General features: G+C 70.7%; 19 protein-coding genes. 11 read left to right on the top strand and 8 right to left on the bottom strand.

Annotation, left to right across the window (positions count from 1 at the left end; translation table 11 throughout):
* The first annotated feature begins 101 nt into the window (after positions 1–101).
* From FBY40_RS03450 to FBY40_RS03440, 3 genes are all read left to right on the top strand, one after another.
* Positions 102–986 (top strand): ABC transporter ATP-binding protein, encoded by an 885-nt coding sequence (locus tag FBY40_RS03450; RefSeq protein WP_141936407.1) that lies wholly within the window; start codon positions 102–104, stop codon positions 984–986.
* Complete coding sequence (locus FBY40_RS03445; protein ID WP_141936406.1) at positions 983–2,083, top strand: ABC transporter permease; 1,101 nt, start codon at positions 983–985, stop codon at positions 2,081–2,083. The genes FBY40_RS03450 and FBY40_RS03445 overlap by 4 nt, the downstream gene beginning before the upstream one ends.
* Before the next feature lie 88 nt (positions 2,084–2,171).
* A complete protein-coding gene (locus tag FBY40_RS03440) occupies positions 2,172–3,557 on the top strand; it encodes a glucose-6-phosphate dehydrogenase (protein ID WP_141936404.1) in 1,386 nt (461 codons plus the stop codon).
* On the opposite strand, the gene FBY40_RS03435 is transcribed toward FBY40_RS03440, so the two are convergent.
* The gene (locus FBY40_RS03435; RefSeq protein WP_141936402.1) at positions 3,554–4,345 is read right to left on the bottom strand and encodes a hypothetical protein; all 792 of its coding nucleotides are present in this window, start codon (positions 4,343–4,345) and stop codon (positions 3,554–3,556) included. The genes FBY40_RS03440 and FBY40_RS03435 overlap by 4 nt on opposite strands.
* Positions 4,342–4,740, bottom strand: a complete 399-nt coding sequence (locus tag FBY40_RS03430) for a VOC family protein (RefSeq protein WP_141936400.1) — start codon at positions 4,738–4,740, stop codon at positions 4,342–4,344. The genes FBY40_RS03435 and FBY40_RS03430 overlap by 4 nt, the downstream gene beginning before the upstream one ends.
* Positions 4,741–4,852: 112 nt before the next feature.
* On the opposite strand from FBY40_RS03430, the gene FBY40_RS17425 reads away from it, so the two are divergent.
* Both FBY40_RS17425 and FBY40_RS03420 read left to right on the top strand, forming a co-directional pair.
* Positions 4,853–5,422, top strand: coding sequence for a TetR/AcrR family transcriptional regulator (locus tag FBY40_RS17425; RefSeq protein WP_235014522.1), 570 nt, complete (start codon positions 4,853–4,855; stop codon positions 5,420–5,422).
* On the top strand, positions 5,419–6,597 hold the full coding sequence (locus FBY40_RS03420; RefSeq protein ID WP_141936398.1) for a glycosyltransferase: 1,179 nt from the start codon (positions 5,419–5,421) through the stop codon (positions 6,595–6,597). The genes FBY40_RS17425 and FBY40_RS03420 overlap by 4 nt, the downstream gene beginning before the upstream one ends.
* 105 nt (positions 6,598–6,702) lie before the next feature.
* Here FBY40_RS03420 and FBY40_RS03415 read toward each other — a convergent pair whose 3' ends face one another.
* A complete protein-coding gene (locus FBY40_RS03415; RefSeq protein ID WP_141939993.1) occupies positions 6,703–7,179 on the bottom strand; it encodes a winged helix-turn-helix domain-containing protein in 477 nt (158 codons plus the stop codon).
* A gap of 111 nt (positions 7,180–7,290) precedes the next feature.
* Here FBY40_RS03415 and FBY40_RS03410 point away from each other — a divergent pair, with 111 nt between their 5' ends.
* The 5 genes from FBY40_RS03410 to FBY40_RS03390 all read left to right on the top strand — a co-directional run bounded on the left by FBY40_RS03410 (position 7,291) and on the right by FBY40_RS03390 (position 12,095).
* Positions 7,291–8,565, top strand: coding sequence for an MFS transporter (locus FBY40_RS03410; RefSeq protein WP_141936396.1), 1,275 nt, complete (start codon positions 7,291–7,293; stop codon positions 8,563–8,565).
* Between the two features lie 63 nt (positions 8,566–8,628).
* The gene (locus tag FBY40_RS03405; protein WP_141936394.1) at positions 8,629–9,756 is read left to right on the top strand and encodes a type III polyketide synthase; all 1,128 of its coding nucleotides are present in this window, start codon (positions 8,629–8,631) and stop codon (positions 9,754–9,756) included.
* Positions 9,753–10,448, top strand: a complete 696-nt coding sequence (locus FBY40_RS03400; protein ID WP_141936392.1) for a methyltransferase domain-containing protein — start codon at positions 9,753–9,755, stop codon at positions 10,446–10,448. The genes FBY40_RS03405 and FBY40_RS03400 overlap by 4 nt, the downstream gene beginning before the upstream one ends.
* Positions 10,441–11,574: an FAD-dependent oxidoreductase gene (locus FBY40_RS03395; protein WP_141936391.1), complete on the top strand. Its 1,134-nt coding sequence runs from the start codon at positions 10,441–10,443 to the stop codon at positions 11,572–11,574. Before FBY40_RS03400 ends, FBY40_RS03395 begins: the two co-directional genes overlap by 8 nt.
* Before the next feature lie 110 nt (positions 11,575–11,684).
* On the top strand, positions 11,685–12,095 hold the full coding sequence (locus tag FBY40_RS03390) for a DUF2255 family protein (RefSeq protein ID WP_124291848.1): 411 nt from the start codon (positions 11,685–11,687) through the stop codon (positions 12,093–12,095).
* Positions 12,096–12,098: 3 nt separating this feature from the next.
* On the opposite strand, the gene FBY40_RS03385 is transcribed toward FBY40_RS03390, so the two are convergent.
* The 4 genes from FBY40_RS03385 to FBY40_RS03370 form a co-directional block, all read right to left on the bottom strand.
* Complete coding sequence (locus FBY40_RS03385; protein WP_141936389.1) at positions 12,099–12,764, bottom strand: DUF4166 domain-containing protein; 666 nt, start codon at positions 12,762–12,764, stop codon at positions 12,099–12,101.
* On the bottom strand, positions 12,764–13,396 hold the full coding sequence (locus FBY40_RS03380) for an SRPBCC family protein (RefSeq protein ID WP_141936387.1): 633 nt from the start codon (positions 13,394–13,396) through the stop codon (positions 12,764–12,766). Before FBY40_RS03380 ends, FBY40_RS03385 begins: the two co-directional genes overlap by 1 nt.
* 77 nt (positions 13,397–13,473) lie before the next feature.
* Positions 13,474–14,316, bottom strand: coding sequence for a UbiA family prenyltransferase (locus tag FBY40_RS03375; RefSeq protein ID WP_141936386.1), 843 nt, complete (start codon positions 14,314–14,316; stop codon positions 13,474–13,476).
* Positions 14,317–14,448: 132 nt separating this feature from the next.
* On the bottom strand, positions 14,449–16,659 hold the full coding sequence (locus FBY40_RS03370) for an ATP-dependent Clp protease ATP-binding subunit (protein ID WP_141936384.1): 2,211 nt from the start codon (positions 16,657–16,659) through the stop codon (positions 14,449–14,451).
* 196 nt (positions 16,660–16,855) lie between these two features.
* Between FBY40_RS03370 and FBY40_RS03365 the strand changes: the two genes are divergently transcribed.
* Complete coding sequence (locus tag FBY40_RS03365; RefSeq protein ID WP_160141335.1) at positions 16,856–18,475, top strand: M28 family metallopeptidase; 1,620 nt, start codon at positions 16,856–16,858, stop codon at positions 18,473–18,475.
* A gap of 4 nt (positions 18,476–18,479) precedes the next feature.
* Here FBY40_RS03365 and FBY40_RS03360 read toward each other — a convergent pair whose 3' ends face one another.
* Positions 18,480–19,508, bottom strand: a complete 1,029-nt coding sequence (locus FBY40_RS03360; RefSeq protein ID WP_141936380.1) for a GlxA family transcriptional regulator — start codon at positions 19,506–19,508, stop codon at positions 18,480–18,482.
* Positions 19,509–19,750 lie beyond the last annotated feature (242 nt).

Here is a 19,750-nt window from a genome sequence, read left to right as displayed (position 1 = left end):
GCCGAGCGAGCGCAGAACCCGCCCGGGGACGGATGTCACGCCGCGGCGTCCTCCGTAACGTCGATGTCATCCCCCGCCGGTCCCGACCAGAAGGAGCACCCATGCTGGAACTGAGAGGCATCACCAAGGCGTACGGCGGTCGCCGCGCGCTCGACGACGTGTCGTTCGACGTGCGCCCCGGGCGCCTGACAGGCTTCGTCGGCGGCAACGGCGCCGGCAAGACCACGACGATGCGCATCGTCCTCGGGGTCCTGGGCAAAGACGCCGGCACCGTCGCGCTCGACGGATCGCCCGTCACCCCCGCCGACCGCCGCCGCTTCGGGTACATGCCCGAGGAGCGGGGGCTGTACCCGAAGATGAAGGTGCTCGAGCACATCGTCTATCTCGCGCGCCTCCACGGATTCTCCAAGGCCGACGCCACCGCCCGCGCCACCGCCCTGCTCGAGGAGCTGGGCCTCGGCGAGCGCCTGGAGGACAACGTCGAAACGCTCTCGCTCGGAAACCAGCAGCGCGCCCAGATCGCCGCTGCCCTGGTGCACCAGCCCGAGGTGCTGATCCTCGACGAGCCGTTCTCGGGCCTGGACCCCCTCGCCGTCGACGTGGTCGCGGGCGTGCTGCAGCAGCGGGCCGCCGCCGGGGCATCCGTCCTCTTCTCCTCGCACCAGCTCGACGTCGTCGAGCGCCTGTGCGACGACCTCGTCATCATCGCCGGGGGCCGCGTCCGCGCCTCCGGCGCCCGCGACGCCCTGCGCGCGGAGCATTCGGCTCACCGGTACGAGCTCGTGTCGGCCGGCGACGCCGGGTGGCTGCGGGACGAGCCCGGCGTGAGCGTCATCGACTTCGACGGCGGGTACGCCGTGTTCGACGTCGACTCCGAGGACGCCGCGCAGCGGGTGCTCCGCCGCGCAGTGGCCCAGGGGGACGTCGCGAGCTTCGCCCCGCAGCATCCCACCCTCGCCCAGATCTTCAAGGAGGTCATCCAGTGAGCACGTCCACCCTTCCCAGCGCGCCCAGCACGGCGCAGAGCGTCTGGCTCGTCGCCGAGCGCGAGATCGGGTCGAAGCTGCGCAGCAAGGCCTTCGTCATCTCCACCGCCATCCTCGTCCTCGGTGCGCTCGCCCTGGTGATCTGGGGCGGCTTCAGCGCCCAGAACACCTCGGGAACGCCGGTCGCGGTCACCAGCAACGCGGTGCAGTACGTCGACGGGGTCGATGGGCTCGAGGTCACCGACGTCAGCGACCGGGCGCAGGCCGAGGATCTCGTCGCCGCGGGTGAGGTCGACGCCGCGGTCGTGGGCGACTCGTCGTCGCCGCTCGGCTTCGTCATCATCGCCGACTCGAGCCCGCCCACCGACCTCATGCTCACCCTGGCGCAGGTGCCGCCCGTGGAGTTGTTGAACCCGGATGAGACCAACCCGCTGCTCCGCTACTTCGTCGCCCTCGGCTTCGGCATCGTGTTCCTCCTCGCCGCGTCTCTCTTCGGCGGCACCATCGCCCAGAGCGTGGTCGAGGAGAAGCAGACCCGCGTGGTCGAGCTGCTCATCTCGGCGGTGCCCACCCGTGCGCTGCTGGCCGGAAAGGTCATCGGCAACACCGTGCTCGCGGTGGGGCAGATCCTGGTGCTCGCCGCCGTCGCCGTCGTGGGACTCACCGTCACCGACCAGACCGCGTTGCTGCAGGGCCTCGGGGCGCCGATCGCCTGGTTCGCCGTGTTCTTCCTCTTCGGTTTCGTGCTGCTGGCCGCACTGTTCGCCGCGGCGGCGGCGATGGTGTCGCGGCAGGAGGACATCGGGTCGACCACGACGCCGTTGACCATGCTGATCATGGCGCCGTACTTCCTGGTCATCTTCTTCAACGACAACTCGCTGGTGCTGACGATCATGTCCTACGTGCCGTTCTCGGCACCCGTGGGCATGCCGATGCGACTCTTCCTCGGCGAGGCGCAGTGGTGGGAGCCGCTGGTGTCGCTCGCGATCCTCGCCGCGACCTGCGTCGGCGCGATCCTCGTCGGCGCGAAGATCTACGAGAACTCGCTCTTGCGCATGGGGGCACGCGTCAAGCTGCGGGAGGCGCTGGCCGCCTGAGGCGCCGCGCCAGGGGGGATGCCGGAGTCCCGGCATCCCCCCTCTTCTTCGCGGTGAGAAGCCCCATCGACGAACTAGGGTGGCGAGCATGAGCGCTGCGGAGAAGACGGCCACCGACCTGACCACGCTGATCATCCTCGGGGCCTCCGGAGATCTCACCTCGAGGCTCCTCCTCCCCGCCCTCGGGCAGCTGCTCACCCGTGAGCCCGACCGCCGGATCCACCTCCGCGGCGCGGGAATGGATGACTGGGATGACGACCACTGGCGCGAGGTCGTGAAGGCGTCGTTCGCCACGACCGGATCGGAGAAGGCCTTCCCCTCGGTGGCGGCGACGACCTATACGAAAGCCGACATCACCGACCCCGCCGACCTCACCGCGCTCATGAGCGGCAACGACGGCCGGGTCGCGCTGTACTTCGCCGTGCCGCCGGCGATCACCGAGCGCGCGTGCAAGGCGCTGACCGGGCTGGAGGTTCCCGAGGGCCTCATCCTCGCGATCGAGAAGCCGTTCGGCAGCGATGAGAAGACCGCCCGCGCCCTGAACGAGACCGTCGCGAAGATCGTCCCCGAGTCGCAGGTCTTCCGCATCGACCACTTCCTCGGCCGCTCGACGACCCTGAACATCCTCGGCGCGCGCCTGGCGAACCGGGTGCTCGAGCCGGTGTGGTCGGCCGAGCACATCGAGTCGATCTTCATCGGCTACGACGAGACCCTCGGGCTCGAGGGCAGGGCCGGGTACTACGACCACGCCGGCGCGCTGGTGGACATGATCCAGAGCCACCTCCTGCAGGTGCTCGCGATCGTCGCGATGGAGCCCCCGGCGTCACTGTCGGAGATCGACTTCCGCGAGGCGACCGGCGCGGTCCTCCGCGCCACCGACGTCTGGCAGGACGATCCGGTGGCCTCCTCGCACCGCGCGCGATACACCGCCGGCGTCGTGCAGGCGCGCCCGCTGCCGTCGTATGTCGATGAGCCGGGGGTGGATGCCGCGCGCGACACCGAGACGCTCGCCCAGGTCGTCTTCGAGGTGCGCAACGCCCGCTGGCAGGGAGTGCCCTTCACCCTGCGGTCGGGGAAGGCGCTGGATGACGCCGAGCGCGAGGTCATCGTGCGGTTCAAGCCGGTGCGCCACCTGCCCGACGGTCTCACCGGGAGCACGGAACCCACCGTGCTCCGCTTCGCGCTGGGTCCCGACCGGATGACGCTCGAGCTGAACGTCAGCGGAGACGGCAACGCCTTCGAACTCGAACGCGCCCCGCTCATCGCCGACCTCGGCGAGGGGACTCTCAAGGCCTATGCCGAGGTGCTGTCGGGAATCCTCGACGGCGATGCGATGCTCGCCGTCCGCGGCGACGCGGCCGAGCAGTGCTGGCGGATCGTGCAGCCCGTGCTCGACGCGTGGCGCAGCGGCGAGGTGCCGCTGGACGAGTACCCCGCCGGCACCGACGGTCCCGCGGCGTGGCCGCGGCCCTAGCGACCCGGCTCGGTGACTTCCCCGTCCCACGCGCGCACCCGGTGCACCGTCGCCGACTTCGGATAGGCGCCGGAGGGCGGCCCGATCTCGAACAGGTCGATGAGCAGGAACATCGGTGAGGCGGGGGCCTGCGGCATCCGCGCGACCACCTTCCCTTCGCACCCGACCACCGTCTCGCCGCCGCCCCAGATCGCCGTCCAGGTGTGCGGGCGCGACGCGTCGAGCGGCAGGGCGACCTCGCTCATGTCGCTGGTGAGCCGCGGGTCGCTGTGCGCCTTGATGCCGGTGCGCGCGGTCGTGGTGTCTCCAATCGCCGAGGCGTCGATCTCGAAGATGCAGATCTCGCCGGCGTCGTCGGCCGAAAGGTGCTCGGTGCCGACGAACCAGGCGGCGAGCATGCAGTCCGCGTCGCGCGAGGCCGAAACGGTGATGTCGACCCGTCCCGATCGCGGCGCCCACAGCAGGCGCGGGGGCGTCTCGGTGCGCACCGTGAGACCGTCGTCGCGGTGGCGGTGCGTGCCGATCGTCGACCCGACGGGGCCTGAGAAGGTGCCGGTCTGGATGTTGGAGACGCGCAGCGGCGCGTCCTCGGGCCGCCAGTCGCGCTGATCGGCGTCGATGCGCAGCTGCAGCCCGGCCGGGCCGAGGGCGTAGCGCGCCTCGGACCGATCGGGCGTCGTCCAGTGCGGGAGGTAGTGCGCGACCCACCGCTCGGGGTCGAGCCCCTGAGAGAAGTCGTCGTCGAAGAGCGGCGGGCGCGCGGGCGGGGCGGGCAGCTCGATGGTCATCCGGGCAGATCGTCGTCCTGGAAGACGGCGAGCACGTTGCCGGCCGGGTCTCGGAACCAGGCGATGTCGGGCCCGTTGTCGGTGGCGTGGACGATGCCGCGGTGATCGGTGGGGAACTCGTCGTCGGAGTAGATCTTCGTGTTCACCCCGCGCGCGTTCAGGTCGTCGACCGCGGCGCTGAGGTCTCGCACCGGGAAGTTCAGGATGGTGAAGCTCGCCGGCTCGTGATTCGGCTTGTCGTAGATCAGCACACGACCGCCCGAGGCGAAGTCGAGCACGAGGAAGCCCATGTCGTTGTCGGAGACGGTCATGCCCAGCGTGTCGCCGTAGAAGCGGCGTGCCGCCTCGATGTCGTCGACGCTGAAGCCGGGGAAAGCGTGGTCGGTGGTGAACATGGATCCTCCCGAGTGGTGTCGGTGCCAGCCTGGCGCGTTCGGCGGGCGGCGTCCAGGGCCGACGGCGTCTGATTGTTGACAGACGTTGAACAGTTGTTCAATGATGTGCTTCGTGACACCTCCCTCCCCGGCTTCCGACTTCACGCGCCAGCGCATCCTCGATGCCGCGGTGGCGTGCTTCGCCCGCGACGGGTTCGCCTGCTCCGTCCGCACGATCGCCGCCGAGGCGGGCGTGAGCGCGGCGCTGGTCATCCACCACTTCACCGACAAAGCCGGCCTTCGTCGCGCCTGCGACGCCGCCGCGCTCCACGCCGTGACCCACAAGGGCTCACCCGATGACGAGGCGAGCCGCCGGTCCGCGGCGGAACACCTGACGCCTCACGTCCGCTACATCGCACGCACGTTGATCGAAGGCGGCGACGGCGCAGCCGCGGTGTTCGACGCGCTCGTCGCGTCGTCCGATCGCGTCCTCGACACCGAGGGGATGGTCGCCGACGCCTCAGCGGCGGCGCGAGAGGACGCCCGCGTCGCGCTCACCGCCTATTCGCTCGCCCCCCTTCTCCTCGGCGGCCTCATCGCCCGCCGCTTCGAACGAGAAGAGGTCGACGCCGACGTGCTCCTGCGCCTCCACAGCGGCCTGGCGGCCATCGGCCCCCTCCTCGTCCGCGGGGTTCGACCGTGAAGCTCCTCCTGCTCACAGCGGGGTCGCGCGGAGACGTCGAGCCCTTCGCCGCACTGGCTCGCCGAGCTCGGGAGCGCGGCCACGAGGTCACTCTCGCGATCCCGGACAACTCCGGTGTCGACCTCGACGGGCTTCAGACGGCCTCGCTGGGAGCGGACTTCCAGGCGATGATCGCCGCGCAGGGAACATCCATCCGCCAGGCCATGCGGAACTTCTCCTCGGTCGTCCGCCCGACCATGCGGGCGGTGATCGTCGGGTCGGCACAGATCGGGCTCACCCACGGAGCCGACGCGGTCATCGCCCACCCGAAGGTGCTCTCGGCTCCCCTCATCGCGGCGCGCCTCGGGGCGAAGCTGTTCGCCGTCGAAACCGTGCCCACCACCGTTCCCACCCGCGACTTCCCGGCCGCGGGAACGGTGTCGTTCGACCTCGGTCCCCTCAACCGCCTCACCTACCGCGCGGGCGGGGCCGCGGCGTCGATGTTCCGGCGAGAGCTGCGCGAGGCGGCGCGGGTGCTCGGCGATCCCCGGCCACGCGCGCCGCGAGCCACGTTTCTTCCGATCAGCCCCCGGATCCTCTCGCGCCCGAGAGACTGGCTGCCGACAGCTCACCTCACCGGGGCCTGGACCGGCCGATCCGACGGGCGATCGGATGCCGCGGTGGCGGCCTTCCTCGCCCGCGGGCCCTCGGTGTCGGTCGGCTTCGGGTCGATGGCACAGGGCGATCCGCTCGCGCGGGGTGCGGCGTTCGTCGCAGCGGCGCGCGAGCGCGGACGGCAGACCCTGGTGCTCCGCGGCTGGGGCGGCGCCGACGTGCCGTCCGAGCTCCGGGGCGACGACGTGCTGGTGATCGACGGCGCTCCGCACGACGAGGTGTTCCCCCTCGTCGAGGTGGCGGTTCATCACGGTGGTGCCGGGACTGCCCAGGCCGCCGTGCGCGCCGGCACGCCGTCGGTGATCGTGCCGTTCCTGGCGGATCAACCCTTCTGGGCCCGGACGCTGCAGGCTCGCGGCCTCGCTGCCGCCCCGCTCTCCCGGCGCCGGGTGACAGCGCGGCACGCGGGTGACGCCATCGACGAGGCCCTCCGGTGCCGGCCGCGCGCGGCCGAACTCGGCCCCCTCGTCGCCGCGGAGGACGGCACCGGCCGCGCTCTCGAGCTGATCGAGGAGGCGTAGGCCGGGAACGCCGATCGCGCTCGTCCCGAACTCCTGCAGAATCGGCAGATCCGCCGGCCTCGGGGCGTTATTCGCGGTTCTGGGCGCGGATTGCAGGAGTTGGCGTCACGAGTGCGCGGCGGGCGGGTTCTTGTCGGGGTGCAGGACCGTGAAGAGCGAGTAGGTCTCGCCGTCGGGGTCGGGTCCGCGCTCCTTGAACTCGTTCACCAGCGCGTAGAGCCGCTCCTGCAGCTCTTCCCTGTGCGCGTCGTTGAGCTTCAGCCCCAGCCACGTCGTGTCGAGGTCGTCGTCGGCGACCCCCTCGATCTGCTGCAGGAACGTCTCGACCAGGACGTGCGAACCGCCCGGCATCGAAGTCCGCCATGACAGGCCGGTCGCCCGGTAGGGCACCTCGCGCGCACCCTGGGCACCTGCGCGCTCCGCCTCGGCGGCGAGATACCCGGTGTTCACCAGGGTCCGGACGTGGTGCAGCATCGTCCCGGGGTTCACACCCAGCAGCTCCGCCAGCTCCTTGTTCGTCCGCGCCTCGAAGGCGCACAGTCGCAGCACCCGGAGTCGCAGGGGTGAGCTGAGCGCACGCATCCGCGCCTCGGCTTCCGGATCGCCGGGGCGCAGCTCCACGCGTCCGCTGCTCACCCCCTCACTCAATCACACCGATTGACTTTCCTCAATCAGCCGGTCACACTGATCGACATGTCTCAATCAGTCGCGGCCGACACCGCAGCGAAAGGATCGCTCTGGCGCGACCGCAACTTCCTCACGATGTGGACCGGCCAGGCGTTCAGCCAGTTCGGCTCGCAGATCACCGAGCTCGCGATTCCGGTGCTCGCCGTCATCCTGCTGCAGGCGACCGAGTGGGAGGTCGGCGTCCTGAACGCCGCCAACGTCGCCGCCTTCCTCATCGTCGGCCTGCCCGCCGGCGCCTGGATCGATCGGATGCGAAAGCGCCACGTCATGATCTGGGCTGACCTCGTCCGAGCGCTCGCGCTCGGCTCGCTGCCGCTGCTCTGGTTCGCCGGGATCCTGGAGATCTGGCACCTCATCGCCGTGGCGCTTGTGATGGGTGTCGCCACCGTCTTCTTCGACGTGTCGTACCAGAGCCTCATCCCCTCGCTCGTGCGGCCGGACCAGATCGCCGAGGCCAACGGCAAGCTCGAAGCGACCCATCAGGTCGCCGGGCTCGCGGGGCCGGCGGTGGGCGGCTGGCTCGTGGGCGTGCTCGCCGCCCCCGTCGCGATCCTCGCCACCGTGGCCACCTACCTCGCCTCCTTCGTCGCCCTGCTGTTCACCCGCGACCACGAACCGCCCCACGAGCGCGAGAGCCGCCGTCCGTTGCACCGCGAGATCGGCGAGGGGCTCGGCTGGGTGTTCGGCAATCCGCTGCTCCGCCGCATCGTCTGCACGACCGGCACCGCGAACTTCTTCGGCACGATCGCCACGACACTGCTGCCGATCTTCGTGCTGCGCGAGCTCGGTCTCTCCCCCGAGATGCTCGGCATCGTGTTCTCGCTCTCGGCCGTCGGGGGCCTCCTCGGCGCCATCGCGACGCCGCACATCGTGAAGCTCATCGGCGAGGCGCGCGCCATCCCGATCAGCGCCATCATCTTCTGCCTGGTGCCGTTCTTCCTCCCCGCGATCTCGCTCGTCCCCGAGCTCGCCTTCCCCCTGCTGGTCATCCAGTTCTTCGCGCTGAGCTTCTCGGTGCTGCTGTACAACATCACGCAGGTCACATTCCGGCAGCGCATCACCCCCGCGCGCCTGCTCGGGCGGATGAATGCCTCGATCCGCTTCGTCGTCTGGGGCGTGATGCCGATCGCCGCACTCGTCGCCGGCGCCCTCGGCACCTGGATCGGCACAGTGCCGACCCTGTGGATCGCCGCAGCCGGCGAACTGCTGTCGTGCCTGTTCGTGGTGATCGGCCCCTTCTGGGGGATGCGGGAGCTGCCCGACGCGCACGCAGACGCCTAGGAGCCGTTCCCACGGGACGCAAGCCCCGGCCCGACCCGGTGCCGGGCGTGGTTGAGTGTGAGCATGGTCGCACGCATCCTCTCCATCGGCACGGCGGTTCCCGCCACCGCGCTCGCCCAGAGCGATGTGCGCGACTTCTTCGTCCGGCAGCCCGGCGTCGACCGGCTCACCGGCCGGCTGATCGGCGCCGCCTTCGACGCCGCGGCGATCGATCGCCGGCACACCGTGCTGCACGAGTTCGGGTCGGTCGGAGAAGCGGCCGCGCCGGCCGCGCCCGGCGGCGGGTTCATCAGCGCCGCAGGAGCCCTCAACCGGCCGTCGACGGGCGACCGCAACGCCGCCTACACGGCGCTCGCACCCGAACTCTCCGCGCGGGCCGCACGCGCCGCGCTCGAGGACGGCGGGGTCGCGGCATCCGATGTCTCCCATGTCGTGACCGTCTCCTGCACGGGCTTCTTCGCGCCGGGCCCGGACTACCGGCTCGTCCGCGATCTGGGACTGAGCACAACCGTCGAGCGGTATCACCTCGGGTTCATCGGTTGTGCGGCGGCGCTTCCGGGGCTTCGTGCGGCCGCGCGGATCTGCGCGGCCCAGCCGGAGGCCGTCGTGCTGGTCGTATGCACCGAGCTCTGCTCGCTGCACATCCGCGCCTCGGACGACCCGCAGCAGATCGTGGCCGCGTCGGTGTTCGCCGATGGATCGGCCGCAGCGATCGTCACTGCCCGCGCTGATCTGGCGGCCGGGGTACCCGGCGCGACGCTCGAGCTCGACCGCTTCGCCACGACGCTGACCAGTGAGGGCGAGTCCGACATGGTCTGGACGATCGGCGACGAGGGCTTCCTCATGACCCTCTCGGCCGAAGTCCCCCGCATCATCGGTCGCGAGATCCGGAACGCCGTCGGGGGATTCCTCGGCGGCGAACAGCCGACGACGTGGGCCGTGCACCCGGGCGGTCGAAGCGTGCTCGACCGGGTCGAGCAGGGTCTCGAGCTCTCGGATACCGCGCTCGACACGTCGCGGGCGGTGCTGCGTGACTACGGCAACATGTCGAGCGCGACGATCCTGTTCATCCTCGAGCGGTTGCTGCAGAGCGATCTGGGCGAGGGCGACCGCGTCGCCGCGCTCGCCTTCGGCCCGGGATTGACCGTGGAATCGGCTCTGCTCACCGCGCGCACCGGCGGGCACGCGTGACCCTCGCGGTGCGCGACACGCAGTTGCGGGAGCTGATGGACGACCCCGCGTGCGATCTCTCGCGCCTGCATGCGACCCTCCGCCGCTTCGCGGTGGTCAACCGCCTGGTATCGGGATGGGGCGCCGTCTACCGGTCGCGGGTCGCGCCGTACCTGCGCGGGCTCGGACGCCCGGCCCGGGTGCTCGATCTCGGATGCGGCGGGGGCGACGTCATCGCCCGGCTCGCCGCGCTCGCGCGCCGTGACGGGCTGGCGGCCGAGTGGCTCGGCGTCGACCCCGATGAGCGGGCGCTTTCGGTCGCGACGCGGTATGCCGGTTCGGGCATACGGTTCGAGGCCACCGACTCGGGCGCGCTGCGATCACGCGGCGACCGATTCGACCTCGTGCTCTCCAACCACGTGCTGCACCACCTCGACCCGGCCGCGTTCGCGGCGTTCCGCGACGACTCGCGGGCTCTGTCCCAGGGGCTCGTGCTGCACGGCGACATCGCCCGCGGGCACCTGGCGTACGGGCTGTATGCCGTGGGGATCACGCCGCTCGCCCCGGGCTCGTTCCTGCGGACGGACGGGCTCCGCAGCATCCGTCGCTCGTATACCGCTCCCGAGCTCGCAGCCGCCCTCGGGCCGGGGTGGCGGGTCGAACAGCCGGCACCGTTCCGGGTGCTGGCCGTGGCGGAGGCCCGCCATGCCTGACGTCGTCGTCGTGGGCGCCGGACCCGTCGGTCTGCTGGCCGCCGCCGAGCTGCGACGCCTCGGCTGCGACGTCACGGTGATCGAGCGTCGGCCGGTCGCGGGGCCCGGATCACGGGCGATCGGGCTTCATTCGCCGTCGCTTGCCGCCCTCGAACCGGGGGGATACACCGAGCGCCTGCTCGCCGAGGCGCTGCGCGTGGATCGGGGGGAGGCGCGCGCGGACGGTGAGGTGCTGGGGGTGGTGCGATTCGATCGGCTGTCGCGCCGCTTCCCCTTCGTCGCGACCCTGCCCCAGGCCGCGACCGAACGGGTTCTGACGGATGCCGCGCCGGCCGTGGAGCGGGGGGTCACCGTGCGAGGTGTCGTCGCCGACCGCGATGCGGTGCGGATCGGTGTCGAGCGGGCGGGCGGGCCCGGCGAGATGCGCGCGGCGGTGGTGATCGTGGCCTCGGGCGCGGGAGCGCGCGATCTCGTCTACCGCCCCGGCGCCGTCGCCGCGCGCGAATACGCCGACCGGTATCTCATGTCCGACGCGCCGGCCGGCGGTCGACCGGTGGCCGAGGTGCACCTCGATCGCGGGGGCGTTCTGGAGTCGTTTCCGATGCCGGGTGGGCTGCGGCGGTTCGTCGCGTGGGATCCGTCGCCTGACGACGATGCCCCGACGGCGCGCACCGCACGGCTGCGGGAGGCTGTCGCCGACCGCGTCGGGGCGGACGCGGCGGCCTCGATCGCGGGGGCGACGTCGTTCCGGGTGCGCCGGGCCGTCGCACCGCGGCTGCGTCGCGGGAGGGTCGTGGTGATCGGCGACGCGGCACACGAGGTCAGCCCGATCGGTGGGCAGGGCATGAATCTGGGGCTGCTCGATGCCGTCACCCTCGCGCCGCTCGTGGCGGCGTGGGCGCGCGGCGGCGACGCACCTGACGCAGAGCTCGCGCGATGGGAGCGGCGCCGGGTGGCCTCCGCGCGGCGCGCGGCGATGCTCGCGTCGCTCAACACCGGGCTCGGGCGACCGCTCGGCGCGGCCGGGGATCGCGCGCGGCGCGCGGCGCTGCGTGTGCTCCTCGCTGGCCCGGCTGGTCGCGCCTTCGCCCACGCCTACGCGATGAGCCTCGACCTCGACGCGTGAGGGTGCACCCACTCCCCGCGAGGGTGCACTCCCTACCCGCGAGGGTGCACTCCCCACCCGCGAGGGTGCACGCGCTGGCCGGCCTCGCCATCGACGCGTAGCGTGGTTTCGTGAGCTTCTCCGATGTCGTGAACCACCTCGACGCGACGCAGGTCGTCGCGATCATCACCCGCCGCCAGGACGGGTCGCCCACCGCCACCCCGATCTGGGCCGTCGTGATCGACGGCGTCCCCTATGTGCGCTCCGCCTACGGCGAGAAGGCGTGGTGGTATCGCCACGTGACGGCCGGTCGCGAGGTCGCGTTCGCAATGCGCGACGGCGCGGTGGCCGAACGCGACAAGGAAGCCGCCCTCGAGCTTCCGCGTGAGCGCGTCGCGCTCGAGCCCGTGCCCGTCGACGATCCGATCAACGACCGCATCGACGAGGCTCTCTGGGCGAAGTACGCCGACGCGCCCTCATCGGTCGAGGAGACCATCACTCCGCGCGCCCGCGCCTGCACCTTCCGCGTCGTCGCCCCCTGACCCTCAGGTCCGGCGCTCGTGCCGCCGGGGCTTGAGCCTCGGCGGAGCGTCGGTCGCCGGCATCCATTCGCACGTGAAGCTCCCGCGATAGCCGAAGAGGAAGCCGAACCGAGCGTTTCGCACCTCGAGATCGACGTGGAAGCGCTCGTCCGACTCGTCGAACCACTCCCTCAGGACCGCCCGGCCGCTGAAGAGCATCGGGAACGAGAACGCGACCGGGCCCTCGTAGAACCGCTGCGCGTCCGACCGCAGCTCGAGCCCGCCGCGGTCGTCGACGGCGAGGTCCAGGTCGACCGCGAGGTGCTGGTGAGTGCCGAGGTAGTCCACGATGCGGTCGGCGTCTCGGATCATCGTGGCGTCGAACCGCCGTCGCGTGCCGCGCACGACGTATTCGCGCACGAAGGTGACCGTCTCACGCCCGAACGGATCCCGGTAGGGATAGTTCTCGATGACGAACGGCACGTTCTCGCCGACATCGGGGACGAGGATGTTGCGGAGCCGGCCGATGTGGAGGAACGGCACGGTCCACCACGGTCCTCGCCGGATGGATGACATCACCCCGCGCCCGACGCACGCCTCGGCCGACGCGAGCCCCACTCCGAAGCGCCGCTGCATCATGGGGTGCAAACGGGTGAAGTCGCTCCCCAGTACCTCGGCGAACATCGACATCACGCGTCATCCTTCGGGTCGGGAAGCGCGTCGAGGGTCGCCGGAACCGTGGCGACACCCGATTCGCGACGGGCACGGGTCGGCGTCCGCGCACACCTCGCCGCGCGCGGGCGGTCGCGGCGCCACCACCACAGCGCGCTCCTCAGCGGCCACTGCTCGGGCGGAACCCCGGTCTCGACCCAGATGCGCAGCCGATCGAAGCTCCACGCCGTCGCCCAGCCGAGAAGGGGCCGGACGACCCGATCGAGCTGTCCCCAGCCCGCCTCGTAGTCGTAGCCGGTGATGAAGATGGTCCGGTTCCCGTCGGGCACGTATCGCCAGAAGCCGCGACCGGCGCGGATCGGCGAGAGTCGGTCACGGGTGTGGAACCGTAACACCGAGGTGCGAGTGCCGTCCGGCCGGAGACGCTCACCCAGGCTCACGCCGGTGCCGCGGATTGTGCGAAGGGGAGTCCGGCGCTCGTATCGGAAGCGCGTCGGCTCCCCAGCATCCGGTTCGGCAACCGGACCCGGCATGATCCGGGAGAAGCGGATGTCCCATCGGACGTGGGCAGCGGGGTCCTGCGTCAGCCGCCAGACCGTCTCGATGTCCGCGGCGATCGTCGTTTCGACATAGATCCGACGGCCGCGCACAACGACAGGCTAGGGCGAGCGGGCCCATGCCCGAACGTGCCCCGCGCCGCTTGGCGTGTCGGGCCCTGGCGGGCGCCTCACCCGCGCAAGGCGCCGCCCGACAGGATGAGCTGGGCCGCCAGGAGGAGCGCCGACAGCATCACCAGCCGGAAGAGCGTTCGCCCGGGGGCGCGGTTGGCCGTCAGCACGACGGTGAGGACGGCGACGGCGACGACAGCGGAGAAGAGCACCCACGACACCACCGAGATCCGCGAGACATCGCCCCCGACCGGTCCGAGGAGCACAGCCAGCGCCCCAGCCACGACACCGAGAGCGGCGAGCACCGCCGACAGGCGCGCGCCGAGCCGGTGCGGCAGCCCCCGCACCCCCGTCTGGCGATCGGCGTCGAGGTCGGGCAGCACGTTGGTCAGATGCACGGCGGCACCCAGCGTCGCACCGGCGATGCTCGCCCATACCGGCGCGAGGGAGGGGTTCGGGGCGCTGAGGGTCGCCAGCGACGGGAACGATCCGAACGCGACGAGGAAGGGGACGATCGACAGCGGGGTCGACTTCAGGGGCCGGTTGTAGATCCACCCCGACAGGATGACCACGGCGTGGACGACCAGCATCGCCCAGCCGAGCGGCGCCGAGAGCGCAAGCGCCACGATCGCGCAGACGATCGCACCTATCCACGCCGTTCGCACGCCGACGTCTCCGCGCGCGATCGGCTTGTCGGTGCGGCCGACCGCGCGGTCACGATCGGCGTCGATCGCGTCATTGGAGATGCCGATCGACAGCTGGCCGAAGAACACCGCGACAGCGAGCAGCGTGATGCGCCAGGCTTCCAGCCCCGCGGCGATGCCGAGGCCTGCCGAGAGCGCGGTGACGACGAGGGTCGGTCCGGGATGGGACGATCCCCACAGCGCCCGGACGATCCGCATTCCCCGAAGCTATCGGACGAGTGCACCCTCGCGGGGAGGGGGTGCACCCTCGCGGGGAGGGGGTGCACCCTCGCGGGGAGGGAGTGCACCCTCGCGGGGAGGGAGTGCACCCCCGCGGGCGGGAGGGAGGGGTCAGTCTTCGAGGATCGCCTCGATGACCTCGTCCTCCTCCGCCGCTCCGCCGCCCGGCCCCGCCGCAGGACCGTCGCTCGTGAGCACCAGCGCCGACCCGTCGGCGGCGACGTCGACCCGCACCAGGTCGCCGTCGCGCACCCCGCCAGACAGGATCGCCATCGCGAGGCGGTCCTGGATCTCGGACTGGATGAGACGACGCAGCGGCCGTGCCCCGAACACCGGGTCGTACCCGCGCTCGGCGAGCCACGCGCGGGCGTCGGGGGTGACGGCCAGCGTCAGACGCCGATCCTTCAGCCGACGCTGCAGCAGGTCGACGGCGAGCTCCACGATCTGGGCGAGATCGTCCTCGGTGAGGGCCTGGAAGATCACGATGTCGTCGAGGCGGTTAATGAACTCGGGCTTGAACGCCTGACGGACCAGCGCCTGCACCTGCTCGCGCTTGACCTCGGTCGACAGCGTCGGGTCGATGAGGATCGGCGACCCCAGGTTCGAGGTGAGGATCACGATCACGTTCTTGAAGTCGACCGTGCGCCCCTGCCCATCGGTCAGGCGCCCGTCGTCCATCACCTGCAGCAGCACGTCGAACACCTCGGGGTGGGCCTTCTCGACCTCGTCGAGCAGCACCACCGAGTACGGACGCCGCCGGACGGCCTCGGTGAGCTGACCGCCCTGCTCGTACCCGATGTACCCGGGCGGGGCGCCGACGAGCCGCGAGACCGAGTGCTTCTCGCCGTACTCCGACATGTCGATGCGCACCATGGCGTGCTCGTCGTCGAAGAGGAACTCCGCGAGGGCCTTGGCCAGCTCGGTCTTGCCGACGCCGGTCGGGCCGAGGAAGAGGAACGACCCCGTCGGCCGGTTCGGGTCGCTGATGCCGGCGCGAGACCGGCGCACCGCGTCGGACACCGCGCGCACCGCCTCGCGCTGACCGATGATGCGCTTGCCCAGCTCCTTCTCCAGGTGCAGCAGGCGCTCGGTCTCGCCCTGCATGAGGCGTCCGACCGGGATACCGGTCCACGCCGCGATCACCGCGGCGATGTCCTCCTCGGTCACCTGGTCGTTGACCATCCGGTCACCGGCGGGCTCCTCGCGCTCGGCCTCGACGAGGTCGCGCTCGAGCCGCGGGATCTCGGCGTACAGAATGCGCGACGCCTTCTCGAGGTTGCCCTCGCGCTGCGCGCGCTCTGCCTCGATGCGGGCGGCATCCAGCCGGGTCTTCAGGTCGCCGACCCTGTTCAGCGACGACCGCTCCCGCTCCCAGCGCGCCTGCAGCTCGTCGAGCTTCGCCTGCTCCTTCGCGAGACTGTCGCGCAGCACCGCGAGACGCTCGCGCGAGGCGTCATCCTTCTCCTTCTTCAGCGCGAGCTCCTCGAGCTTCAGCCGGTCGACGTGACGGCGCAGCTCGTCGATCTCGAGCGGCGCCGAGTCGATCTCCATCCGCAGGCGCGAGGCGGCCTCGTCGATAAGGTCGATGGCCTTGTCGGGCAGCTGGCGGCTGGGGATGTACCGATGGGAGAGGGATGCCGCGGCGACCAGCGCCCCGTCGGAGATCGCGACCTTGTGGTGCGCCTCGTACCGCTCCTTGAGGCCCCGCAGGATCGCGACGGTGTCTTCGACCGACGGCTCTCCGACGTAGACCTGCTGGAAGCGACGCTCCAGCGCGGCATCCTTCTCGATGAACTCCCGGTACTCGTTGAGCGTCGTCGCGCCGATGAGGCGCAGCTCGCCGCGCGCGAGCATGGGCTTGAGCATGTTCGAAGCGGCGACCGATCCCTCGCCGCCGCCGGCACCCATCAGCACGTGCAGCTCGTCGATGAACGTGATGATCCGACCGTCGGATTCGGTGATCTCCTTCAGCACGCTCTTCAGGCGCTCCTCGAACTGCCCGCGGTACATCGCCCCCGCGACGAGGGCGGAGATGTCGAGGGTGATGAGCTCTTTGTCCTTGAGCGATTCGGCGACGTCGCCGGCGACGATCCGCTGGGCGAGACCCTCGACCACAGCGGTCTTGCCGACACCGGGCTCGCCGATCAGCACCGGGTTGTTCTTGGTGCGCCGGGTGAGCACCTGGCTGACCCGGCGGATCTCGCTGTCGCGCCCGATCACGGGGTCGAGCTTGCCCTGCCGGGCACGGTCGGTGAGGTTGATCCCGAACTGCTCGAGGGCGCTCTGCTGCTCCTCGTGCCCGGGCATCTGCGTGGCTTGCATGAGTTCTCCTGAAAATCGCGGGACTCAAACCTGAGTCGTAATGACTCAACTTTATCAGTGGGATGCTGCATGGGCAACGGGCGACCCGGATGAGACCCCTCTCATCTGCGCAGATTTTCCTTCCCCGCCCGCCCCCGCGTCACTACGGTCGGGAGGGTCGGCGTCGACGAGGTCGCCGACATCCGAAGGGAGAGCCATGCCGCTCACGAAGCGCAGGATCGCAGCGGTCACCGCCGCCACAGCCGTGATCGCCACCATGGGACTGGCCGCACCGGCCTATGCCGTACCGGTTGCCGACACGCCCGAGAAGATCGTCAAGGCCGTCAAGATCAGCCAGGTGATGAACCACCTCCGGCAGTTCCAGAAGATCGCCGACGCCAACGACGGCAACCGCGCGTCGGGTCTGCCCGGTTACGACGCATCCGTCGACTACATCGTCAAGGAGCTCACCCGAGCGGGCTACGACCCCGAGGTCCAGGAGTTCCCCTTCACCTACACCGAGGAGAACAGCGCGCTCAGCCGCCAGGACCCGGCCACGACGTGGGTCGACGGGCAGGACTTCCTCCGCAACGGCTTCGACCCCAGCGCGCCGGAAGGAACGGCGACCGGCGCGCTCGTGCCCGTCGATCTGGTGACGCCCTTCCCGGCAGACGGCACGAGCACGAGCGGGTGCGAGGCCGACGACTTCACCGGCTTCCCCGCCGGCGGCGTGGCGCTCGTCCAGCGCGGCACGTGCGACTTCGTCGTGAAGGCGCTCAATGCGCAGGCCGCCGGCGCCGCCGCGGTGATCGTGACGAACGACGGCCGTGCCGGGCTCGTCCAGATGAGCGGGGATGCCACGGGCCTGACGATCCCGGCCGTGTTCACGTCGTCGGCGGTCGGCGAGGACCTCGCTGCGACCCCCGGCGCGACCGTCACCGTGACGGTCGACTACTTCTCCGAGGAGCGCGCCACCTACAACGTCTTCGCCGAGACGAACACCGGTGACGACGGCAACGTCGTGATGGCGGGCGCACACCTCGACAGCGTCCAGGCGGGCGCCGGTATCAACGACAACGGATCGGGCAGCGCCGCGCTTCTCGAGACGGCGATCCAGATGCAGCGCGTGGATCCCACGAACACCGTGCGCTTCGCCTGGTGGGGCGCGGAGGAGGAAGGCCTCCTCGGAGCCGATTACTACGTCTCGAACCTCACGCCGGAGCAGATCGACGACATCGCCCTCTACCTGAACTTCGACATGATCGGCTCACCGAACCACGTCTACGGCGTGTACGACGGCGACAACTCCAGCGGCACCGCTCCGGAGGGCTTCATCCCGGCCGGATCCGCGCAGATCGAGGACGTCTTCGAGCAGTTCTACGCCTCGCAGGGCGTGCCGTTCCAGGACACCGAGTTCTCCGGTCGCTCCGACTATGGGCCCTTCATCGCCGTCGGCATCCCGGCGGGAGGCCTGTTCACCGGCGCCGAGGGCATCAAGACCGAGGAGGAGGCCGCACGCTTCGGCGGCCTGGCGGGCGTCGCCTATGACCCCTGCTACCACCAGCTATGCGACAACCTCACCGGCGAGGGCCAGGACGAGGTGCTCTACAAAGACCTCGCCCGCTCGGTGAAGCAGCGTCTCACGGGCAACGTCAACCGGACCGCGCTGGATGTGAACTCCGATGCGCTCGCGTCGGCGATCATCACCTTCGCGTTCGACACGTCGATCCTCACCGCCGACGACGGCGGCGCCGGTGCCGGCGCCGGTGGTTCCTCGACGCCGGGCGGCGGGTTCCTGCACGATCACGGCCACCACACCGAGGCGGCGGCGCGCTGACGCCTCAACCCACGGGCTGAAGGACGGATGCCGCGGCGACGACGTGCGCCGCGGCATCCGTCTCTTTCGTGGTCGAGCTCTCTCGAATGCAGCAGAACCGATCACGGTAGGCGGTCGGGGTGATCCCCAGGGTGCGGGCGAAGTTCTGTCGCAGGACGGCGGCCGATCCGAAGCCGCTCTCCCAGGCGATGCGATCCAGGCCGAGGTCGGTGGTCTCCAGCAGCCGCTGGGCGTGGATGAGACGCTGCCGGGCGAGCCACGCCGCCGGGGTGGCGCCGTGGTCGGCTTTGAAGCGCCGCGCGAATGTACGCGGCGACATGTGGGCCTTCGCGGCGAGCTGCTCCACGGTGAGGTCGCTGCGGAGGTTGTCGAGCATCCAGTCGGTCACCGGTGCGAGCGACTGCGACGTCGAGACCGGCAGCGGCTTGTCGATGAACTGGGCCTGACCGCCGTCGCGCTGCGGGGGGACGACCATGCGCCGGGCGATCTTGTTGGTCAGCTCGGCGCCGAGCTCCTGACGTAGCAGGTGCAGGCATGCGTCGATACCCGCGGCCGTGCCGGCGCTGGTGATGATCCGGCCGTCCTGGACGTAGAGCACGTCGGGGTCGACATCGATGGCGGGGAACATCTCGGCCATCGTCGCCGCGTACATCCAATGGGTCGTCGCCCGTCGTCCATCGAGCACGCCCGCGGCGCCGAGCACGAACGAGCCGCTGCAGACGCTGAGCACCCATGCGCCGCGATCGACCGCACGGCGGATCACCTCGATCACGCGCGGGTCGGGGGCGCCCCAGTACTCGTGCGGCGTGGGCGAGACCACCACGAGATCGGCCTCGTCGGCGAAACCCAGGTCGGCGTCGACGTTGATCGAGAAGCCGAGCTTCGACGGCACGGGACCCGGATCGGGTGTCACGACACGGAAGTCGAAGTTCGGCACACCGTCCGCCGAGCGATCCAGTCCGAACGCCTCGCAGGCGACGCCGAATTCGAACGGGGCGAACCCGTCGGTGACGATGCAGGCAACGGTCTTCATGCAGGTCCCTCCCGTACCACCCTCACGGTATGGCAGAAATCATTCGGATGGTGTCTATTCTGCCACTTTTGGCAGGATGGCGCCAGGCGTAGCTTTTCTGCCATGACACTCCTGATCCTTCTCGCCGCCGCCTCGGTGTGGGGCATCGTCGCTTCCGCGATCGCCGTGCACCGCGACGGCTACCGCCGCGTGCCGACCGACCGCGCCCGGCTGCCCTGACCCTAGACTCGGTACCTCGATGA

Origin of the sequence: Microbacterium sp. SLBN-154 (assembly GCF_006715565.1) — a bacterium.
Taxonomy (GTDB): domain Bacteria; phylum Actinomycetota; class Actinomycetes; order Actinomycetales; family Microbacteriaceae; genus Microbacterium.
This window is presented reverse-complemented; position numbering and strand designations above follow the sequence as displayed.